This window comes from Frankia sp. R43, assembly GCF_001306465.1.
Taxonomy (GTDB): domain Bacteria; phylum Actinomycetota; class Actinomycetes; order Frankiales; family Frankiaceae; genus Parafrankia; species Parafrankia irregularis.
Window position 1 is genome coordinate 525,849 of sequence record NZ_LFCW01000006.1, and the last position, 20,680, is coordinate 546,528.

Here is a 20,680-nt window from a genome sequence, read left to right on the forward strand (position 1 = left end):
CCCACCACATCGACCGACGGCGGCATTTTCTGCGGCATTGTGGAAGAAGGACGCCGTGGCCCGTCGCGGGACGCGGTGAAATCTTCCGGCTCGACCATCAGAATTCGGGCCGTCGTTGTCAGGGGGTCTGACTGATGGTTGTGTGGGGCGCCGGTCGGCGACTGGCGGATTCCTTGCTCCCCGATGGCGCGGACACGATTACGGGCCGCCGGGACTCCGTGGCGGGGCCATGGCGTCGCGGAACCGCGGCCCTCGCCCGTGGCGGTCTGGTGATTGCCGTCGCGGCTTTGCTGGCGTCCTGCCAGGGCGGTGATCTCACCGCGTTCAATCCGCCGGGACCGCCTGGCGCCACCGGCACGCCACCTGCTGTCCCGGCGTCGCCCGCGTCCGCCGAGGTGCCGCTGGACGCCGAAGACTACGTCCTGATGGAAGGGGAAATCACAGCTGGTTTCACGGCATCTCCGCCCGCCGCAGGGTCAAATTCGGAGGATATTTCGTTGGGTTCGGTCGGGCAGTGCCTCGGCATCTCGGGCGATCATCTCGACGACTATCAGGACACCGCCGACGGTCCCAAGTTCACCAGCGAAGCCGACGCCATCGTGGCGATATCCTCAACCGCGTCGATCGTGTCCACCGAGACGGCTGCCGCACATCTCGAGCTCCTCAACAATCCGCGGTTCGGCGAGTGCTTCGGCCAGGCGATCCAGCAGCAGTTCGACGCTGTCTCCGAGCCTGGAAGCGAGATCAAGGTCGTCGCGGTCGAGACACCGCAGGCTCCCTCCGGGGCACGCGTGCTGCTGCGGATGAGCGTGAGCGTGAAGGCTGGCGGCGAAACGCTCGGACTCGTCCTGGACAGCCTCTTCCTCATCGAAGGACAGGTCGAGGTGATCGTGACCTACTCGAATGTCGACAACAACCCGGCGGATGTTCACCTGCAGCGGATCACGGACCAGATCGCCGGCAAGCTCCAGCTCCAGTAGGGAGATGCCAGCCCCGGCCGGCAGGCGCCAGCCCCGGCCGGCACGCGCCAGCCGGGGCCAGCAGGTGCCGGCAGGTGCTGGTACGCGGGCCGGCCCGTTGGACACCGTCGATCAGCGTGACGCCCAGGCCACCGCGATCTCGGCGGCCACCGCCACGTTGTTCCGCACGACAGCGATGTTGACCTCAAGGCTCGCACCGGCGGTCTCGGTGTGGAAGGTCTCCAGCAGGAACGGGGTGACGGCCTTGCCGCGCAGGCCGATCTTGTCCGCCTGCTGCAGCGCGGTGCGCAGAACGTCGTCGTGGATGGCCTCGTCGAGGGCCTGACCTGCCGGCACCGGGTTCGCGACGACGATCGCGGACGTCAGGCCGAGGCGATCTCTGACCGCCATGGCCTCCGCCACCTGCGCGGCGCCATCCACCTGCCAGTCGAGCCGATGGCCGGTGGCGGGGAGGTAGAAGCCGGGAAAGTCCGAGGTGCGCCAGCCCAGCAACGTGATCCCGAACGTCTCGAGGCGTTCGATGGTCGCGTCGATGTCCAGGATGGATTTGACGCCCGCGGCTACGACGGTGATCGGTGTGGCGGCCAGCGTCGGCAGGTCCGCGGACTCGTCGAAGGTCTCGGCCGCGCCGCGGTGCACACCGCCGAGACCGCCGGTGGCGAACACCCGGATTCCCACCCGGGCGGCCAGCACGGAGGTGGCCGCGACCGTCGTGGCGCAGGTGAGACCCAGCGCCGCGGCGGCCGGCAGATCGCGTACGGATGCCTTCGTGACTCCGGGGTCGCCGGCGATCCGCCCGAGCGTGTCGTCATCCAGCCCCACGGTGGGCACGCCATCGATCACGGCCACCGTGGCGGGGGTGACGCCACGGTCGCGCAGCATCGCTTCCAGCTCCACCGCCACGGCCCGGTTACGGGGGCGCGGCAGCCCATGGGCGATCAAGGTCGACTCCAGCGCGACCACCGGCGAGCCGGCGGCCAGCGCGGCCTCGACCTCGGCGGAAACCGACAGACCTGCAACCTCCCGCGCCACCCGTCGACCCTACGCGGAGGGGGCCGGAGGGGACTGGCGCGGGAGGCTCGGTCAGATCAGATGGCTGGCGCGCTGACCGCGGGATGCACGGTCAGTGCCGACCGCTTCGGGTCGACGTCGACGACGACCTCGTTACCGTCCCTGATCTCACCGGCGAGGATCTCGCGAGCGAGCTGGTCCCCGATCGAGGTCTGAACCAGCCGGCGCAGCGGCCGCGCCCCGTAGACCGGGTCGTAGCCCGCGTCGGCGAGCCAGCCCTTCGCGGCGTCGCTGACGGTGAGATCGATGCGGCGGTCGGCGAGCCGCCGCCGAAGCCGGTCGATCTGGATGTCGACGATCCGGGTGAGGTCCTCCCGCCCCAGCTGCTCGAAGACCAGGACGTCGTCGAGCCGGTTGAGGAACTCCGGCTTGAAGGCATCCCGCACGGCCACCATGACCGAATCCCGGCGCACCTGCGGAGGCAGCGTCGGGTCGGCGATGAAGGCCGATCCGAGGTTCGAGGTGAGGATCAGGATCGTGTTCCGGAAATCGACCGTGCGGCCCTGGCCGTCGGTCAGCCGCCCGTCGTCGAGGACGGCGAGCAGCACGTCGAAGACGTCCGGATGGGCCTTCTCGACCTCGTCGAGCAGGATCACGCTGTAGGGGCGGCGCCGGATCGCCTCGGTGAGCTGACCGCCAGACTCAAAGCCGACATACCCCGGAGGAGCACCGATCAGCCGGGCCACCGAGTGCTTCTCGGCGTACTCGCTCATGTCGATGCGCACGACCGCCCGCTCGTCGTCGAACAGGAAGTCAGCCACCGCCTTCGCCAGCTCGGTCTTGCCGACACCGGTCGGCCCGAGGAACAGGAACGAGCCGGTGGGCCGGTCCGGGTCGGCGATGCCGGCCCGCGCGCGGCGGACCGCGTCCGACACGATGCGCACGGCGTCGTCCTGCCCGATCACCCGGCGGTGCAGCTCCTCCTCCATCCGCAGGAGCTTGGCGGTCTCGCCCTCGAGCATGCGACCGGCGGGAATGCCCGTCCAGGAGGCGACGACCTCGGCGACATCGTCCGGACCGACCTCCTCGCTCAGCATCGCGCCACCGGGGGAGTCGGAGCCGGCGAGCGCGTCCGTCGCCGCCGCGAGCCGCTTCTCCAACGTCGGGATGGTGCCGTAGCGCAGCTCGCCGGCCTTGGCGAGATCGAGGTCGCGCTCCGCCATCTCGGCCGCGCGGCGGGCGTTCTCCAGCTCTTCCTTGATCTTCTGGACCTCGGAGATCGAGTTCTTCTCGCGCTGCCAGCGCGCGGTCAGCGCGGAGAGCTCCTCGCGCTTCTCGGCGAGCTCTCGCTGAAGCCGCTCCCGCCGCTGCCGGGAGGCGTCGTCGTTCTCCTTGGACAGCGCCATGTCCTCGATCTCGAGGCGGCGCACCGCGCGCTCGAGCTCGTCGACCGCGACCGGCCGGCTGTCGATTTCCATCCGCAGCCGGGAGGCGGCTTCGTCGACCAGGTCGATCGCCTTGTCCGGCAGGAAGCGGGCGGTGACGTAGCGGTCGGAGAGCGTGGCCGCGGCGACCAGCGCGGAGTCGGTGATCCGCACGCCGTGGTGGACCTCGTAGCGCTCCTTGAGCCCGCGCAGGATGCCGATGGTGTCCTCCACCGAGGGCTCCCCGACCATGACGGGCTGGAAGCGACGCTCCAACGCCGGGTCCTTCTCGATCCGGGAGCGGTATTCGTCCAGCGTCGTCGCGCCGATCATGCGCAGCTCGCCGCGGGCCAGCATCGGCTTGAGCATGTTGCCCGCGTCCATCGCGCCTTCGGCCGCGCCGGCGCCCACGACGGTGTGCAGCTCGTCGATGAAGGTGATGATCTGGCCTTCGGCCTCGCGGATCTCGGTGAGCACCGAGGTGAGGCGCTCCTCGAACTCCCCGCGCAGCTTCGAGCCGGCGACCATCGACCCCAGGTCGAGGGAGACGATCCGCCGGCCGCGCAGGGATTCGGGAACATCGCCGGCGGCGACCCGCAGGGCGAGCCCCTCGACGATCGCGGTCTTGCCGACGCCGGGCTCACCGATCAGGACGGGGTTGTTCTTCGTGCGCCGGGAGAGCACCTGCACCACCCGGCGGATCTCGGTGTCCCGACCGATCACCGGGTCGAGCTTGCCCTCCCGCGCCCGCGCGGTGAGATCGATGGAGTACTTCTCCAGCGCGCGGTAGGCCCCCTCGGGATCACGGCTGGTCACGCGCCGGGCACCGCCGCGCACGCGGTCGAACGCGCCGCGCAGGGCATCCGCGGTGGCCCCCGTGTCGGCGAGGATGCGCGAGGCCTCGCCGCCTTCCTCGGCCAGCGCCACGACGAGGTGCTCGACCGAGATGTACTCGTCGCCCATCCGCGCGGCCTGCCGCTCGGCGTTGTTGAGCACGGCGACGAGCTGGCGCGAGAGCTGAGGCGGCGCGACGTTGGCCCCGGCCGCCCGTGGGAGCCGGCCGACCGCGGCTTCTGCGCGCGAGCGGACCGCCGCCGCGTCGGCGCCCACGGCGTCGAGCAGTGCGGCGCCAACACCGTCATGCGCTTCCAGCAGCGCCGTCAGCAGGTGCAGTGGGTCGACGAGCGGGGATCCGTCGCCGGTGGCACGGCTGATCGCGGAGGACAGCGCCTCCTGCGAGCGGGCGGTGAGACGGTCAGCGTTCATGGCGATCCCAGTGTCTCGGAGCGATCCGGTGTCAGGCGGCTCCGGTGGTGCCGGACCCGCGTGATTGGTCCTGTGTCGGCGGGGTCGGTCGACTCCGCTCTTCTCCGGTAATGACACTCAGCATACCTGAGTCATTCCCACTCAACTCTTACTGCTGATGGTGCTGCTGCTGTGTCGGTGGCCGGACGTCGGTGTCGGCAGCGGTGGCGATGCTGGTGGTGCTGGTGGTGCTGGCGGTGCTGGTGGCCGGACGTCAGCGGCGGTGGCCGGGACGCCAGACCACTACCGCACCGCGTTCGATGGGAACGAGGTCACGCCGATGGCTCGCATGCGCCTCGGCGACCCGTCGGTCGGCCTCGACACGGGCCGCGGCGAGCTCTTCGGCGAGCTGGCGAACCTGGGCCTGCAGCGCGACGACCTGCGCTCCGAGATGGAGGATCTGCCGGATGCCCTCCAGGTTGACGCCCTCCTCCTGGGAGAGCCGCTGTACCTCGCGGAGCAGGGCGACATCGCGGGCGGAGTAGCGCCGACCACGGCCTGCGGTGCGCCCAGGCGTCACCAGGCCGAGCCGGTCATAGGACCGCAGCGTCTGCGGATGCATGCCGGCGAGCTGCGCCGCGATGGAGATCACATAGACCGGCGCGTCATCGTCGTGGGCTGGGCCGGCGGTGGGACCGGGGGGCTGGTAATAGCCGGTGCCCTGCCCGTCCCCGGGATGCGGGGGAGTCGGCGGCCTGCCGGCGGCCGGGCCGCCAGATGGCATGCCGGTACCCGGTCGGGATCGGCCACTGGACCCGCGCGCCGCCTGGGGCGGATCGGAAGTACGGTTCGGGCGCGCGTTCATGACCGGCCCTCCATCTGGGCTATCAGGGCTTCACGGGGATCCTCGGGATGTGCCCGCGCGAACTCCTGGAGCGCGGTCCGTGCCTTCGGGGAGAGCTCGGACGGTCGGGGAACCGTCACCTCGAGGGTCACGATGAGGTCGCCGTTCTCTCCGCCGGGGCGGGGCACACCACGACCGCGGGCGCGCAGCCGCCGGCCGCTCGACGTCCCGGGCGGCACCTTCACGGTCAACGGTGTCCCGTCGATGGTGGGCACCTTCACCGAGGCGCCGAGCGCGGCCTCGGTGATCGTCACCGGCAGGATGATGGTCAGGTTGTGACCCTCCCGCCCGAAGACCGGGTGGCTCTGGACATGCACGGTGACCTCAAGATCACCTGCTGCTCCGCCGCGCTCCCCCGGAGAGCCGCGTCCACGCACGCGCAGGCGCTGCCCGTTGCTGACTCCCGCCGGAATCCGGATCCGCTGCTCGCGTTCACGGCGGCCGGTTCCGTGGCAGTCCGGGCACGGGTGGTCGATGAGACTGCCCTTGCCCAGGCAGTCCCGACACGGCTCGGAGAGCGCGAAACCGCCCTGGGAGCGGGAGATCACACCGAGACCTCGGCAGACCGGGCAGGTTCGCGGCGTGGTTCCCGGCCTCGCGGCGGTTCCGCCGCAGGTCGTACAGGTCGCAGCCCCCGGCAGCCGCACCGTTGCCTCGAGACCGGTCAGCGACTTCTCGAACGAGATGGTCACCTCGGCCGCGATGTCGGCGCCACGGCGGGGGGCCCGGCCGGGGGCCGACCGCTGGAAGAGATTGTCGAAGATCCCGCCGAGGCCACCCCCGCCGCTGCCATTCAGGAGATCATCGAGATTGATCCCGGAGGTCGGCCCGTAGCCGCCCGGGGCGCCGAACCCGCCCATGCCACCGCGCCCGCCGCCCGCGCCCGGGTAGGCCCCGGACGCGAACAACGCGCGCGCCTCGTCGTACTCACGACGCCGGGTCTCGTCAGAGAGGACGTCGTAGGCTTCGGAGACCTCCTTGAACCGTGCCTCGGCCTTGAGATCTCCGGGGTTCTTGTCGGGGTGCAGCTCGCGGGCAAGCTTGCGGTACGCCTTTTTGATGTCGGCCGCGGACGCGTCCTTGGGGACACCGAGAGCGGCGTAGTAGTCCTTCTCGACCATGTCGCGAACACTCACGGCGCCCCTCCTTCCGTCTTGATCGAGCCCGGCACGCGGGCGTCGGAAGCGTCCAGGCGTGCGGAGCCACCCGGCCGCCGGTCAGGTCGGAGCGGGCCGACCCGCCCGACGCGAGGCGTCGGGCGGGAGGCACGCGAGCGGTCGATCGGCATGCTTCTAGTAGGCCATCTCTTCAGTCGGCGCTGACGGTCGGGCCCCCGCGGTCCGGCCCGGGAATGCTGCCGGTGTCGTCCGGCACGGACGCGTGCTCCCTCCCGGGAGACGCGCCGGGCACCGGCTGACCCTCGTCCGCACGTGTCCCGGTGGACCCGGTATCGCCGGCCTGGACCGATCCGCCCTCATACCCGCTGCCGTCGACGTCCGCGCCGGCGGCACCGCCCTCGTCGGACGGCTCGGCGACCGCGACCTGCGCGGCCCGCAGCACCGTGTTTCCGCGCCGATAGCCCGCGCGGAAGATCTCAACGCAGGTCGTCTCGGACACGTCCGACCGGTAGGAGTGCAGCAGAGCGTGGTGCAGGTGCGGGTCGAATGCCTCGCCCGGGGCTCCGAAGCGCTCCAGGCCGGTCGACTCCAGCGCCGCTTCCAGGGACTCGGCGATGGCCTTGAACGGGCCTTCGAGATCGCCGTGGTCCCGCGCGCGACCGATGTCGTCGAGAACCCCGAGCAGGGCGGTCAGCAGCTTGGAGACCGCCTGGTCGCCGGCCGCCTCACGCTCCCGGGTCGCCCGGCGCCGGTAGTTGTCGAACTCGGCCTTCAGCCGCTGCAGGTCGGCCGTCCGCTCGCCGAGCTGCTCGTGCAGCGAAGCGACCAGCTCGGTGTCACCGACGCCGACGCCAGCGACACCGGCCGAGGCCGGGCCGGCAGGCTCGGCGCCAGCGGCGGCCTGGCCGGCCCCGGCGCGGACCTGGCCCGTCTCCGGATCGATGCGGCGCCTGTCCTTGACGATGGGCTCCTCCGGGCCGCCGTCCCCGCCGGCCCGGCTGTGGTCCAGCCGGTGCTCGTCGTGGGAAGGGGTCACTTCGGGTCCTCCTCGTCGACGATCTCGGCGTCAACCACGTCGTCGTCGGTCTGGCCCGCGCCCGGAGCACCCGGGCCGGCCTGCGCACTGGCGGCCTGGGCGTACATCGATTCGCCCATGGCCTGGCTGGCCTTGGTGAGCTCGTCCGCCGCCTCGCGGATGGCGGCGATGTCGGTCCCGGCGACCGCCCCGCGCAGCGTGCCGAGCTTCTCCTCGACGTCGGACTTCACGGTGGCGTCGATCTTGTCGCCGTTCTCGGCCAGGAAGCGCTCCGTGGAGTACACCAGCGACTCGGCCCGGTTGCGGGTCTCGGCCTCCTCGCGGCGCTGACGGTCCTCCTCCGCGTACTGCTCCGCGTCCTGCACCATGCGGTTGATGTCGTCCTTCGGCAGCGCCGAGCCGCCGGTGATCGTCATCGACTGCTCCTTGCCCGTGCCCAGGTCCTTCGCGGACACGTGCACGATGCCGTTGGCGTCGATGTCGAAGGTGACCTCGATCTGCGGCATGCCACGGGGCGCCGGCGGCAGGCCGGTCAGCTCGAACATGCCCAGCTTCTTGTTGTAGGCGGCCATCTCGCGCTCGCCCTGGAAGACCTGGATCTGCACGGAGGGCTGGCTGTCCTCGGCGGTGGTGAAGATCTCCGAGCGCTTGGTCGGGATCGTGGTGTTCCGCTCGATCAGCTTGGTCATGATGCCGCCCTTGGTCTCGATGCCGAGGGACAGCGGGGTGACGTCGAGCAGCAGGACGTCCTTGACCTCGCCCTTGAGGACACCGGCCTGCAGGGACGCGCCGACGGCGACGACCTCGTCGGCGTTGACGCCCTTGTTCGGCTCCTTGCCGCCGGTCAGCTCACGGACGAGGTCCACGACCGCGGGCATCCGGGTGGAACCGCCGACGAGCACCACGTGGTCCACATCGCTGATCTTGATGCGGGCGTCCTTGACTGCCTGCTGGAACGGGCCCTTCAGGCGGTCGACGAGGTCCTGCGTCATCCGCTGGAACTCCGCGCGGGTCAGCGAGACGTCCAGGTGCAGCGGGCCTTCGGCCGAGGCGGTGATGTACGGCAGGTTGATCGAGGTCTGCGTCGACTGCGAGAGGTTGATCTTGGCCTTCTCGGCCTCCTCGCGCAGGCGCTGCAGCGCCATCTTGTCCTTGCCGAGGTCGACGCCGTGCTGGTCGTTGAAGGTCTTGATGAGGTGATCGGTGATCCGCTGGTCCCAGTCGTCACCGCCGAGCTGGGTGTCACCGGAGGTCGACTTGACCTCGACCACACCGTCGCCGATCTCCAGCAGGGAGACGTCGAACGTACCGCCACCCAGGTCGAAGACCAGGATGGTCTGCTCCTTCTCGCCCTTGTCCAGGCCGTAGGCGAGGGCGGCGGCGGTCGGCTCGTTGACGATGCGCAGGACGTTGAGACCCGCGATGGTGCCGGCCTCCGTGGTCGTCTGGCGCTGCGCGTCGTCGAAGTAGGCCGGGACGGTGATGACCGCGTCGGACACCGGCTCGCCCAGGTAGGCCTCGGCGTCCCGCTTGAGCTTCTGCAGGATGCGGGCGCTGATCTCCTGGGGGGTGAACTCCTTGGAGTCCACCTTCATCTTCCAGTCTGTGCCCATGTGGCGCTTGACCGACCGGATGGTCCGCTCCACGTTCGTCACGGCCTGCCGCTTGGCGACCTCGCCGACGAGCACCTCGCCGTTCTTCGCGAAGGCCACGACAGACGGAGTCGTCCGGGAGCCCTCGGCGTTGGCGATCACCGTGGGCTCTCCACCCTCGAGCACGCTCACGACGGAGTTCGTGGTGCCGAGGTCGATACCGACCGCTCGTGCCATGTCTGTATGCCTCTCGATCATGCAGGCCCGCCTGGTGGAGACCGGCGGGACGCTCTTGTTGGTGTGAGCCCCGGACCCGGCTCCAGCGCCGAGGCACGGGGTGCGTGCGACTGCGTGGTGCCTGGTCCTACGGGCTCGCCGCACGCTCCTCGCGTCGGAGTCAAGCGCCCGGATTCGACTTGAGTATGGTCCGCTCAGGATGAACGAACCTAGGATAGCCCGACGAACCTGAGTCTTGTCCACTCAGTTTTTCTCCGCCCGCCCGACTGTCGTGATCGGACACCCCGGGGGTGACCATACGTGACTCCGGTATCGCTCTAGGGCACTCGTGGGCTGCCTGGACGAACAGCTCGCGGTCCGGACCGCGCCGCGGACAGGTTCCGGCCCGCGGGACCGGCGTTCGTCGGGGGTCAAGATCCTCACATCTACGAGGTCCGGCTTCGGTCTTCGGGCTGCCGCCTCTGCCGTTGTCGCCGAGCAAGAAGTGAGAATCCAGGCTGCTGGAGCAACCGAAATCCGCACTTCTTGCCGATCGTCAAGCAACTTCCCGCCCCTGTTTGCACCTATTGGGGCGAATTGCGCCGGTGCGGTGCGGTGCGGCGCGCGCGGGATCCCCGGTGGGTCGCCGTGCGGCGGGTGGGCACGGCCGCCAGGTCAATATCGGTGGGCCGGATCCGCCACGTGGACTGCGGGAGCGGCACGAGGCGGCCGTCGTCGACGGTGACGATGTTTCGCGGCTCGCGGCTCGCGGCTCGCGGCTCGCGGCTCGCGGCGGCCGCAGACGCCAGGCGGACAAACGGACCACAGGCGCTCATGAGGCGGTGCGGACGCGCGGTGTGGCTGGTGCGCAAGCCACTACGCCGCGTCCAGAGCCGCCGCTGGCCTCAGACAGCCTGGGTCGGGTGCGGCCGGGAAACCTGGTTGCCTGGCCGAGCCCGGATCTACAACTTGGAGCCCGGCTCCCCCGGGGTGCCATCCGTGGTGTTCCCGCCATCATGAGCACCCGGCGACGCCTGCTGGTCGGTGCCGGCCTGAGCAGGGCCCGCCGCGCCGCCCTTGGAGAGCAGCGGTCGGCCCTGTGCGGCTTTGGAATCGCCGCCGCGCTCCGGCTGTACTGACGCCAGGATGCGGCGCCCTCGCCTGGCTCCCGGGCGGACCGCGGGGGCGTTCGGAGCCAGCGGCGCGAGCCCGGAGCCGGTGCTGCCCGGTGGCACCACCGAGTCTGTCGTGGCGCCGGTGCCGAACCCGGCCGTGGGCTCGTCGGAGCCGGAGCGGGCCCTGCGCAGGCCCCGGCGTTCGACGAGATCCGCCTGCCGGCCCAGATCTGCTTCGATCTGCGCGAGGCGGTCAAGCATCCCGGAAGCGTCGCCGCCGTTTTCCTGGATGGTGCGCAGGGCGTCCATCAGGGTGAGCCACTGGTCCCGATCGACGACGATTTCCTCGGCGAGCCGGTTCGACGAGTACGGCGGAAACAGCCGCTGGGCGGCGGCCACCACCTGCTGTACCTGCCCGGGGTTGAGACGCCCGGGCTTGTGCCGGATGTAGTCGACCACGTCCTTGACGTTCAGGACGGTTACTCCTTCGAGAGCACCGTCCTTCCACAGGACGCTCGCCTCGACCATCACCAGGATCGGGTAGGTGGGGAACTTCAGCATCGGGAGCGCGGCCCGGATCTGGTTGCGCACCTCGCCACCCAGCCACGCGGTCTTGTCGATCGCCGGCTTGAGGGATTCCCCGTCCACCACCGCGCCGCCCTTGGTGTAGCGGACGACGCCCTTGTTGGTGTCACTGCCGAGGATCATCACCCCGCCGGGGCCGACCAGCAGGTGGCCGATGGTGGCCTCCGAGTACGGCACGGCCCGGTCGTGAAGGATGACGTACCCGCGCCGGCGCAGCCGGGAGATCGCGTGTGCGGTCTTCCGCTCGGCCTCGGCCGCCTCGCGCAGTGTTTCGACGTCCGGTGACGCACCGAAGGCGGCCAGAGCCATGCCACCGGGCCAGATCACAAGGAGGGCCACGAACACGGTGACCCCGAGGCTGGGCAGGCCCAGCCCGAAGCCGATGACCAGGCCGAGGCCGAGGCCGACGATCGCGGCGCGGATGGCCGCCCGAGGAACGTCACGCGCGATGCGGTCACGTCTGACCATCGCCTGGTTCTCCCGCGCACGGAGATACTCAGTGTGCTGAGAAAAGCCAGGACGCCCGGCCCGACCTGTCGTCGGCCTGGTGCTTGTCACCATCGTGCCCACCATGGATCGCAGGGTCGTCAACGTCGTCGGGACCCGCCCCCAGGAGCGCACCGGGTGCCCTGGTGGCGGCGCTGCTGCCAGCGCGCAGCGTCATGCGCCCCCGACCAGCGCGCGAACGAGCCGCCACGGTCCGGACCAGGACACTGACCCATGGTGGGGCGGGACCCGCGGTCATCTCAAGAGTTGACATCAACCCGCGCGATGATCCATGAGTTGTGGGTCGGTGGCTGGCTGGTCGTTGCGGGCCGCAGCGTCAGGTCGTCTGGCCCGACCTGGAAGTAGTGGTCCTGGTCGTGGCTCTTGGTGTGGCTGGTCGGGAACGGACAGTGCGGAGCGTTGTGGTTCTGGCGATTGTCTGCCACTCAAAGTAGCAGGCTCTCCTGCGTCTCGGGCAAGATCGGCCCAATAGGTGCCCGATCCCGCGACGCTCGGACCACGTCGTGGCAGGGTCGGGGGCGGTGGGTATCACGAGGTCGGGAGTCGCCCCGGTGGCTCGACCTCTCCGGGGTGCGGTGGGTGAATGGAGATGAGATGGAGCGCCGTCGGTGATCTGAACGTGTCCCTGGTCACTCCGCTGGTCACCGGTCGTGAGGTCCCGGCGAGGCTTGCTTTCCGGAGCGCAGCCGGCGGCCGAGGTGCAGTGTGCGATGGTCGCGCAGGGCTCCGGAGTCGTGGCCGTTGGTGGTGTGGCTGTCGGGATCGACAAGTTACTGGCCGGTAGGAGTAGGCTCGCCGCGTCGTCGGGCAGCATCCGGGCAGCCCCAGGCAGAGGTGGATAGCACAGCAGATGGAGGACCTGTGAGAATCGCGATCGGTCTAGCGATCACGCTGATCGCTCTCGCGGTGGCCGGCCGCCGCGTCTTCTGGCTGACCAGACTGATCAGGTCTGGCCAGCCCGCAGAGGGCCGGCTCGATGATCTGCCGACCAGGATCTGGACGGAGATCAGCGAGGTAGGAGGCCAGCGCAAGCTGCTGAAGTGGTCCGTACCCGGCCTGGCGCACTTCTTCACCTTCTGGGGATTCACCATCCTCGGGTTGACGATCGTCGAGGCCTACGGGGCCCTGTTCGACCACGACTTCCACATCCCGCTGTTCGGCGACTGGGCGATCATCGGGTTCCTGGAGGACTTCTTCGCGGTCGCCGTCCTCGCGGGCCTGCTCACGTTCACCATCATCCGGCTGCGTAACGCCCCCGCCCGGCTGGACCGCAAGTCCCGCTTCTACGGGTCCCACATCGGCCCGGCCTGGGTCATCCTCGGCATGATCACCCTGGTCATCGTGACCCTGCTGATCACGCGTGGCGCCCAGTTCAACGCCGGTACCCACCCGCAGGGCGACACCAAGTGGGCGTTCGCCTCCTGGCTGGTCAGCGAGCCGCTCAGCGCCTTCTCGGTGCACACCAACGAGGACATCGAGACGGCGTTCCTGCTGCTCAACATCGCGATCATCATGGGCTTCCTGGTGCTCGTGGTCTACTCCAAGCACCTGCACATCGGGCTTGCGCCGATCAACGTCATCCTCAAGCGCGAGCCGGTTGCCCTGGGCCCGCTGGGCACGACCCCCGACATCGAGAAGCTGATGGAGGAGGACGAGCCCGTCGTCGGTGTGGGCAAGGTCGAGGACTTCTCCTGGAAGGCCATGCTCGACTTCGCCACCTGCACCGAGTGCGGGCGGTGCCAGAGCCAGTGCCCGGCCTGGAACACCGGCAAGCCGCTGTCGCCCAAGATTCTGATCATGGACCTGCGCGACCACCTGTTCGCCAAGGCTCCCTACCTGCTCGCGCCCAAGAAGGACGAGGAGGGCGAGGAGACCACGACATCGGCCACCGCGTCCGCCGAGGAGACGTCCGAGAAGCACGCGGTGCACCATGTGCCGGAATCCGGCTTCGGTCGGGTGCCCGAGCCCGGTCAGCCCCAGGTCGACCGCCCGCTCGTCGGGACCGAGGAGGAGGGCGGGGTCATCGACCCCGACGTCCTGTGGTCGTGCACCAACTGCGGCGCCTGCGTGGAGCAGTGCCCGGTGGACATCGAGCACGTCGACCACATCGTCGACATGCGGCGTTACCAGGTCATGATCGAGTCGGCGTTCCCGTCCGAGGCCGGCGTGATGCTGCGCAACCTCGAGAACAACGGCAACCCGTGGGGCGTCTCGCCGCGGTCGCGCACCGAGTGGACCGAGGGCCTGCCCTTCGAGGTCCGCATCCTCGACGAGGGCGAGCAGATCCCGGACGAGGTCGAGTACCTCTACTGGGTCGGTTGCGCCGGTGCGATCGAGGACCGGGCCAAGAAGGTCGCCCGGTCGTTCGCCGAGCTGCTGCACACCGCCGGGGTCGAGTTCGCCGTCCTCGGCAGCCAGGAGTCGTGCACCGGTGACCCGGCCCGCCGCCTCGGCAACGAGTACCTGTACCAGGAGATGGCGAAGGCCAACATCGAGCTCCTGAACGAGACCGGTGTCAAGAAGATCGTCGCCACCTGCCCGCACTGCTTCAACAGCCTCGCGCGGGAGTACTCGGCACTCGGCGGCAACTTCGAGGTCGTCCACCACACCCAGCTGCTCGGCAAGCTCGTCGAGGAGCGCAGGCTCGTCCCGATCACCCCGATCGAGTCGTCGGTGACCTACCACGACCCGTGCTTCCTCGGCCGGCACAACAAGGTCTACACCCCGCCGCGGGAGATCCTGGAGGCCATCCCGGGCATCCGGGGGCAGGAGATGCACCGCTGCAAGGACCGGGGCTTCTGCTGCGGCGCGGGTGGTGCGCGGATGTGGATGGAAGAGAAGATCGGCAAGCGGGTCAACGTCGACCGCATGGAGGAGGCGCTCGGCCTCGACCCCGACGTGGTCTCGACCGCCTGCCCGTTCTGCATCGTCATGCTCTCCGACGCGGTGACCGAGAAGAAGCTGGCCGGCGAGGCAAAGGAGAGCGTCGAGGTTCTCGACGTCTCCCAGCTGCTGGCACGCTCCCTTGCCGCCCCGCCCACACCGGCCGCCGCCGCGGCTCCGGCGGAAGGCGCATAACCCTGCGGGTGCCGTAGGCAAATCGAACTGACCGGACGGGGCGTGGCGAACGGGCCACGCCCCGTCCGGCATTTCCGCGCCCCGCGCCGCATGGTTCGGCCACCCGAAGTAGCCGGGGGGACTCGAATCTTCGAGCCGCGGCCTCCGGGCGCCGTGGGGGTTGGTGCCGTGGCCGGGCAGGAGTTGAGGATTTTGGTCGCCCTGACACCAAAATCCGCAACTCTTGCGGATCGTCAAATAACCCTGCGCCCGCTGTGTCTGGTCCTGAGGTGAATTGCCGGAGCGGCGCGACGGCGCCGGATCCCTGGGGGCAACCACCGTGAACCGGTAACCATGGTGAACCGGACGTCCTCGAAGGCACGATGACCCCCCACCGGGGCAGTCATGCCGGGGGCTCGGGGGACGCCCCCCGAAAAAATAACGGCCCACCGGGCAGCCCCCACAAGGGGGCAACCACAGTGAACCGGTAACCATGGTGAACCGGACGTCCTCGAAGGCACGATGCCCCCACCGGGGCAGTCATGCCGGCCGCTCGGGGGCTCGGGGGACGCCCCCCGAAAAAATAACGGCCCACCGGGCAGCCCCCACAAGGGGGCAACCACAGTGAACCGGTAACCATGGTGAACCGGACGTCCTCGAAGGCACGATGCCCCCACCGGGGCAGTCATGCCGGCCGCTCGGGGGCTCGGGGGACGCCCTCCGAAAAAATAACGGCCCACCGGGCAGCCCCCACAAGGGGGCAACCACAGTGAACCGGTAACCATGGTGAACCGGACGTCCTCGAAGGCACGATGCCCCCACCGGGGCAGTCATGCCGGCCGCTCGGGGGCTCGGGGGACGCCCTCCGAAAAAATAACGGCCCACCGGGCAGCCCCCACAAGGGGGCAACCACAGTGAACCGGCTCGAGCGGGCGACGGGAATCGAACCCGCGTTGCAAGCTTGGGAAGCTCGTGTTCTGCCTCTGAACTACGCCCGCATGGTGCATCCGCATCCTACCGGACGAGCGCGCCACACGGCGTGGCGCCACCCCTGACTTCTCGTCCAGGCTGGGCTTCCGGACGTACAGGGTGTCGACGGGCCGACCGGGGGACGGTCTGTGGAGTCGGGTAACTGAGCGATCGTGGATTACCGATCATGCTGCTCGGGCCGGTCGCCGGCGCCGGCACCGGCGCGGGCGTTGTCGGCGCGGCGTGCCTCGGCACGTTTCACTTCGCTGCTGTCCACCTGGTGCAGGAAGCGCAGCGGCTCCCGGCCTGGGGGCTGCTGCGGGCGTTCGAGCTCCGGGGCGGGGGGTACGTCCAGCGTGCAGGCCTGGCCGGGCGGAATCCGGACTTCCTCGCCGTGGTGCACGATGGTCATCCCGTCGCCTTCGAGCACCGTGTAGGTGGCGGACGAGGCGAAGACCTCGACTCGGAGGTGGCGGGACCGTACCCGTAGGCCGAAGGAGAGCCGGGTGAGTCCTTCGGGCAGTCGGGGCGCGAAGGAGAGCAGCCGTCCGGTGTCGCGCAGCCCGCCGAAGCCTTCGACGAGTGCGATCCAGCTGCCGGCGAGGGAGGCCACGTGCAGCCCGTCGCCGGTGTTGTGCTCGATGTCCTTCAGATCCATGAAGGCGGCTTCGCGAAGGTAGTCGTGGGCGAGTGACAGGTGCCCGCATTCGGCGGCCATCACCGCCTGACAGCAGGCGGAGAGCGACGAGTCCCGGACGGTGAGTGCCTCGTAGTAGGCGAAGTTGCGTACCTTCTGCTCGGCGGTGAAGGCATCGCTGCGCCGCTGCATGGCGAGCACCAGGTCGGCCTGTTTCACGACCTGCTTGCGGTAGAGGTCGAAGTACGGGAAGTGCAGCAGCAGGGGGTACTGCTCGGGCCTGGTGCTGTCGAAATCCCACACCTGGTGATGGGTGAACCCCTCCGACTGCGGATGGACCCCGAGATGCACGTCGTAGGGGATGTACATGTCGTCGGCGGCGTCCCGCCAGTTGGCGGCGGTCTCGGCGTCGACACCGAGGGCGCGTGCGCGCTCGGGGTGGCGCTGGACGGCGTCGGCGGCGCCGATGAGGTTTCGCTGGGCCATGAGGTTGGTGTAGACGTTGTTGTCGGCGAGCGCGGAGTACTCGTCGGGTCCGGTCACACCGTCGATGCGGAATTTCCCGGACAGGTCGTGATGCCCGATGGAGCGCCACAGCCTGGCCGTTTCGATCAGGATCTCGAGGCCGACCTCCACCTCGAAATCCGTGTCCTCCGTCACCCAGACATACCTGATGACGGCGTCGGCGATGTCGGCGTTCACGTGGTAGGCGGCGGTGCCGGCGGGCCAGTAGCCGGAGCATTCCTCGCCGTGGATGGTTCGCCAGGGAAACGCGGCTCCGTCCAGGTTGAGCAGCTGCGCGCGCTCGCGGGCCATCGGGAGGATGGAGTGGCGCCAGCGCAGTGCGTCGGCGGCAGCTGCCGGCGCCGTGTAGGTCAGTACGGGTAGCACATAGCTCTCGGTGTCCCAGAAGGCGTGACCGTCGTAGCCCGGGCCGGTGAGTCCCTTCGCGGGGATCGCCCGGCGTTCGGCTCGCGCGCCGGCCTGCAGCACGTGGAACAGTGCGAAGCGGACGGCCTGTTGAACCTCGGCGTCCCCGTCGACCTCGACGTCCGCGCACCGCCAGAACTCGCCGAGGTACTCCCTCTGTTCCTCGACCAGCCCGTCCCATCCGGTCTGGCGGGCAGCAACCAGCGCGGCGACGGCCTGGTCGCGCAGCGCGGGCAGGGAGCGCTGCTCGGACCAGCCGTAGGCGAGGAACTTGATCATCCGAAGCGTCTCGCCGGCGGCCAGGACGGCCGTCGCGGTCACCCGCCCGGCATCGGGCTCGCTTTCCGAGCTGACCCCGAGCGAGCGGGGACCGTCGAAAATGTGGTCCATGGCCGCGGCGACCCGGATGTCGCTGTGCCGGGTGCAGTGGACGAGCTCCACCATGGAACCCCGGGCCCGGTGCCGCTCCGAGACGAGCGGTGACTCCAGGACCGCGGCCGCCCGTGGATCGCCTCGACGCATCGGAAGCTGCTCGTTGGCGACCAGTTCGGACTGGATGACGATGCGTGCGGAGCCGTCCACCGGCTCGATCTCGTAGGAGATCGCGGCGACGGATCGCTGGGTGAAGGAAACCATCCGCTGGGAGCGGATCCTGATGCGCTGACCGGCGGGAGACACCCAGTCGGCCTCCCTGGACAGCACGCCTTCACGGAAATCGATTGTTCTGGTATGGGTCAGCAGATCTCCGTACCGCACGTCGAACGGCTCGTCGTCGACCAGCAGGCGAATAATCTTTCCGTTGGTGACGTTGATGACCGTCTGGCCGGATTCTGGATATCCGTAGCCCGCCTCGGCGTAGGGCAGCGGCCGCAGTTCGTGGACGGAGTTCAGGTAGGTGCCGGGAAGCCCGTGCGGGTCGCCCTCGTCGAGATTCCCGCGCAGGCCCACGTGCCCGTTGGAGAGCACGAACAGCGACTCGGAGCGGGCAAGGGCGTCGATGTCGAGGCCGTGTTCGGTCAGCGACCAGGCCTCGATGAGGTAGTTCGGCTTGCCGATCACACGGTTCTCCCGGCGGCGACGGCACCCAACGCCTGCCCGCCGAGCAGGTCGGCGAGATCCTTGACGACGATGTCGGCGCCGCTGTGCCGCAGGGCGTCGGCGTGGCCGATCCGGTCCACACCCACCACGTAGCCGAAGGCGCCGGCCCGCCCGGCCTGCACGCCCGCCACGGCGTCCTCGAAGACCGCGGCCGCCTCGGGCTGGACCCCCAGCGCCTGTGCGCCGGCGAGGTAGGTGTCCGGAGCCGGCTTCCCCGCCAGGCCACGTTCCTGCGCGACGAGACCGTCGATCCGTGCGAGCAGCAGCCGCTCGATTCCGGCCGCCCGGACGACTTCGGCGCAGTTGGCGCTGGACGACACGACTGCGCGCGGGACGCCGGCCTCGTCGAGCGCCTGGAGGTATCGCACCGAACCTTCGAAGACCTCGACGCCGTCCCGTTCCATCCGCTGTAGGAGCAGGATGTTCTTCCTGGTCGCGAGGGCGTTGATCGTCAGGCCCGAGGGTGGGTCGCCGGGCACACCCGGCGGCAGGTGGATGCCCCGCGAGTCCAGGAACGCCTGCACGCCGTCGGCTCGCGGCCGCCCGTCGACGTAGTCGGGGTAGTCGGTGCCGATGTCGAAGGGAACGTACGGATCACCGGAGCGTCTGGCCCAGTTCTCCAGGAAGTCGTCGAACATCTCCTTCCAGGCGGCGGCGTGCACGGCGGCGGTGCGGGTCAGCACACCGTCGAGATCGAACAGGCACGCCCTGATGTGATCCGGTAGCCCCAACATCGGTCCCCATCCTGGATCAGGGTCAGCCGGCAGGCCGGCAGGCCGGCAGGGGCGCCGGCGACGTCCTACCGGCGGCGACCTGCGCACGGTTTCGAGTTCGAGGGGCTACTTACCCGATAACTGCACGCGTTCCACCCCACGGCAACAATCCGGCGCTCTGCGGTAGCGTCCGGGACGTGCTGCTGTCAGATCGGGATATCCGTGCCGAGATCACTACCGGCCGTGTGCGGCTCGATCCCTACGACGAGCGGCTGATCCAGCCGTCCAGTGTGGATCTGCGACTGGACCGTGCCTTCCGGGTCTTCCAGAACCACCGCTACACCCACATCGACCCGGCCGTCGAGCAGGAGGATCTCACCGAGCTCGTCGCTCCGGAGGGCGACGAGCCGTTCGTGCTGCATCCGGGGGAGTTCGTGCTGGGGTCGACCCTGGAGATCGTGACCTTGCCGGACGACCTGGCCGGGCGTCTCGAAGGCAAGTCGAGCCTGGGGCGCCTGGGGCTGCTCACCCACTCGACCGCGGGCTTCATCGATCCCGGCTTCTCCGGGCACGTGACGCTCGAGCTGTCCAATGTCGCCACGCTGCCCATCAGGCTCTGGCCCGGGATGAAGATCGGCCAGCTCTGCCTCTTCCGGCTGTCGTCGCCGGCCGAGCACCCCTACGGCTCGGCGATCTACGGCTCGCGTTACCAGGGCCAGCGTGGGCCCACCCCGTCCAGGGCCTACCGCGACTTCACTCGGACGACGGTCCCCGAGCTTGCTGAGGTCGCCGAGGTCACAGAGGCGCCCGGGTACAACTGATCGTCGGGATCGTCGTGCGGCGTCGAACCCGCGCGGAGGGCCGGAATCGTCGCGCTCGCCCTGGTAGGCGACGTCCTGGCAATCCCCAGCTCTGCCTTCGGCGAGCCCGATTTCGATGTCACTCGCCCGTGGACGTTCGAAATGGGGCGTTGATTGCACCCGGTTGAAGGAAATCCTCGTGATGCACAGCTGTCGGCACGCTCCACCGAGACCGCCAGCCGGTCGTCCGCTTGTCCACAGATCACCCTCGGCCGTGCGGATCCATGGTAAAGGGGACGTACACGGTGCGACCGGGTGGCGCACCCGCGAACCGCATGGCATCACTCTCCCGTGAGGCCGTCCGCGGGTCGGGGGTGTACGGTGGTCCCGTTGCTCTTCTCCTTGGTGCCGCCGGTCACCACCAGGATGGCATCGCGGTAATCGCCAACGGCGGTTGTCGGCATAAAGCAGGAACACCACGTGGGTGCGCCGTAGCAGGGGAACGAGGAAAAACGTGTCCGAAGGTACTGTCAAGTGGTTCAACGCCGAAAAGGGCTTCGGCTTCATCACCGTCGACGGCGGAGGCCCTGACGTCTTCGCCCACTTCTCCTCGATCGTGGGAGACGGCTACAAGTCCCTCGAAGAGGGGCAGCGAGTTTCGTTCACGATCGAGCAGGGCCAGAAGGGTCCGCAGGCTGCTCAGGTGCAGCCCCTCATCTGATCTGTTCGAACTGCGGCCAGCT

The 20,680-nt window shown here is 69.4% G+C and carries 13 protein-coding genes and 1 tRNA gene; 4 read left to right on the plus strand and 10 right to left on the minus strand.

Annotated features, from left to right (window positions below):
* The first annotated feature begins 269 nt into the window (after positions 1–269).
* On the plus strand, positions 270–980 hold the full coding sequence (locus tag ACG83_RS26640) for a hypothetical protein (RefSeq protein WP_235498195.1): 711 nt from the start codon (positions 270–272) through the stop codon (positions 978–980).
* A 111-nt stretch (positions 981–1,091) separates the two neighbouring features.
* Here ACG83_RS26640 and ACG83_RS26645 read toward each other — a convergent pair whose 3' ends face one another.
* The 7 genes from ACG83_RS26645 to ACG83_RS26675 all read right to left on the minus strand — a co-directional run bounded on the left by ACG83_RS26645 (position 1,092) and on the right by ACG83_RS26675 (position 11,694).
* On the minus strand, positions 1,092–2,012 hold the full coding sequence (locus ACG83_RS26645) for a pseudouridine-5'-phosphate glycosidase (protein ID WP_054568972.1): 921 nt from the start codon (positions 2,010–2,012) through the stop codon (positions 1,092–1,094).
* Positions 2,013–2,068: 56 nt separating this feature from the next.
* Positions 2,069–4,681 (minus strand): ATP-dependent chaperone ClpB, encoded by a 2,613-nt coding sequence (clpB, locus tag ACG83_RS26650; protein WP_054568973.1) that lies wholly within the window; start codon positions 4,679–4,681, stop codon positions 2,069–2,071.
* A 253-nt stretch (positions 4,682–4,934) separates the two neighbouring features.
* Positions 4,935–5,525 (minus strand): heat shock protein transcriptional repressor HspR, encoded by a 591-nt coding sequence (locus ACG83_RS47010; protein ID WP_054568974.1) that lies wholly within the window; start codon positions 5,523–5,525, stop codon positions 4,935–4,937.
* A complete protein-coding gene (gene dnaJ, locus ACG83_RS26660) occupies positions 5,522–6,700 on the minus strand; it encodes a molecular chaperone DnaJ (protein WP_054568975.1) in 1,179 nt (392 codons plus the stop codon). The genes ACG83_RS47010 and dnaJ overlap by 4 nt, the downstream gene beginning before the upstream one ends.
* A gap of 172 nt (positions 6,701–6,872) precedes the next feature.
* Positions 6,873–7,718: a nucleotide exchange factor GrpE gene (gene grpE / locus ACG83_RS26665; protein ID WP_054568976.1), complete on the minus strand. Its 846-nt coding sequence runs from the start codon at positions 7,716–7,718 to the stop codon at positions 6,873–6,875.
* Positions 7,715–9,547 carry a molecular chaperone DnaK gene (gene dnaK, locus ACG83_RS26670; protein ID WP_054568977.1) on the minus strand — a complete coding sequence of 611 codons (1,833 nt, stop codon included), beginning with the start codon at positions 9,545–9,547 and terminating at the stop codon, positions 7,715–7,717. Before dnaK ends, grpE begins: the two co-directional genes overlap by 4 nt.
* Before the next feature lie 941 nt (positions 9,548–10,488).
* A complete protein-coding gene (locus ACG83_RS26675; protein ID WP_054568978.1) occupies positions 10,489–11,694 on the minus strand; it encodes a nuclease-related domain-containing protein in 1,206 nt (401 codons plus the stop codon).
* A 900-nt stretch (positions 11,695–12,594) separates the two neighbouring features.
* Here ACG83_RS26675 and ACG83_RS26685 point away from each other — a divergent pair.
* Positions 12,595–14,811, plus strand: a complete 2,217-nt coding sequence (locus tag ACG83_RS26685; RefSeq protein WP_054568980.1) for a (Fe-S)-binding protein — start codon at positions 12,595–12,597, stop codon at positions 14,809–14,811.
* Positions 14,812–15,717: 906 nt separating this feature from the next.
* Here the strand turns inward: ACG83_RS26685 and ACG83_RS26690 are convergent.
* From ACG83_RS26690 to ACG83_RS26700, 3 genes are all read right to left on the minus strand, one after another.
* Positions 15,718–15,788, minus strand: a tRNA-Gly gene (locus ACG83_RS26690).
* Positions 15,789–15,937: 149 nt separating this feature from the next.
* Positions 15,938–18,385: a glycoside hydrolase family 65 protein gene (locus ACG83_RS26695; protein WP_083473578.1), complete on the minus strand. Its 2,448-nt coding sequence runs from the start codon at positions 18,383–18,385 to the stop codon at positions 15,938–15,940.
* Positions 18,382–19,158, minus strand: coding sequence for an HAD family phosphatase (locus ACG83_RS26700; protein ID WP_054568981.1), 777 nt, complete (start codon positions 19,156–19,158; stop codon positions 18,382–18,384). The genes ACG83_RS26695 and ACG83_RS26700 overlap by 4 nt, the downstream gene beginning before the upstream one ends.
* A 176-nt stretch (positions 19,159–19,334) precedes the next feature.
* On the opposite strand from ACG83_RS26700, the gene dcd reads away from it, so the two are divergent.
* Complete coding sequence (gene dcd / locus ACG83_RS26705; RefSeq protein WP_054568982.1) at positions 19,335–19,958, plus strand: dCTP deaminase; 624 nt, start codon at positions 19,335–19,337, stop codon at positions 19,956–19,958.
* Positions 19,959–20,451: 493 nt separating this feature from the next.
* On the plus strand, positions 20,452–20,658 hold the full coding sequence (locus ACG83_RS26710) for a cold-shock protein (RefSeq protein ID WP_006540654.1): 207 nt from the start codon (positions 20,452–20,454) through the stop codon (positions 20,656–20,658).
* Positions 20,659–20,680: the final 22 nt, after the last annotated feature.

Bases quoted from the DNA above. Each gene is read 5' to 3' on its own strand.
- ACG83_RS47010 (WP_054568974.1), bottom strand. From the start codon at position 5,525: ATGAACGCGCGCCCGAACCGTACTTCCGATCCGCCCCAGGCGGCGCGC.
- dnaK (WP_054568977.1), bottom strand. From the start codon at position 9,547: ATGGCACGAGCGGTCGGTATCGACCTCGGCACCACGAACTCCGTCGTG.
- ACG83_RS26700 (WP_054568981.1), bottom strand. From the start codon at position 19,158: ATGTTGGGGCTACCGGATCACATCAGGGCGTGCCTGTTCGATCTCGAC.
- clpB (WP_054568973.1), bottom strand. From the start codon at position 4,681: ATGAACGCTGACCGTCTCACCGCCCGCTCGCAGGAGGCGCTGTCCTCC.
- ACG83_RS26675 (WP_054568978.1), bottom strand. From the start codon at position 11,694: ATGGTCAGACGTGACCGCATCGCGCGTGACGTTCCTCGGGCGGCCATC.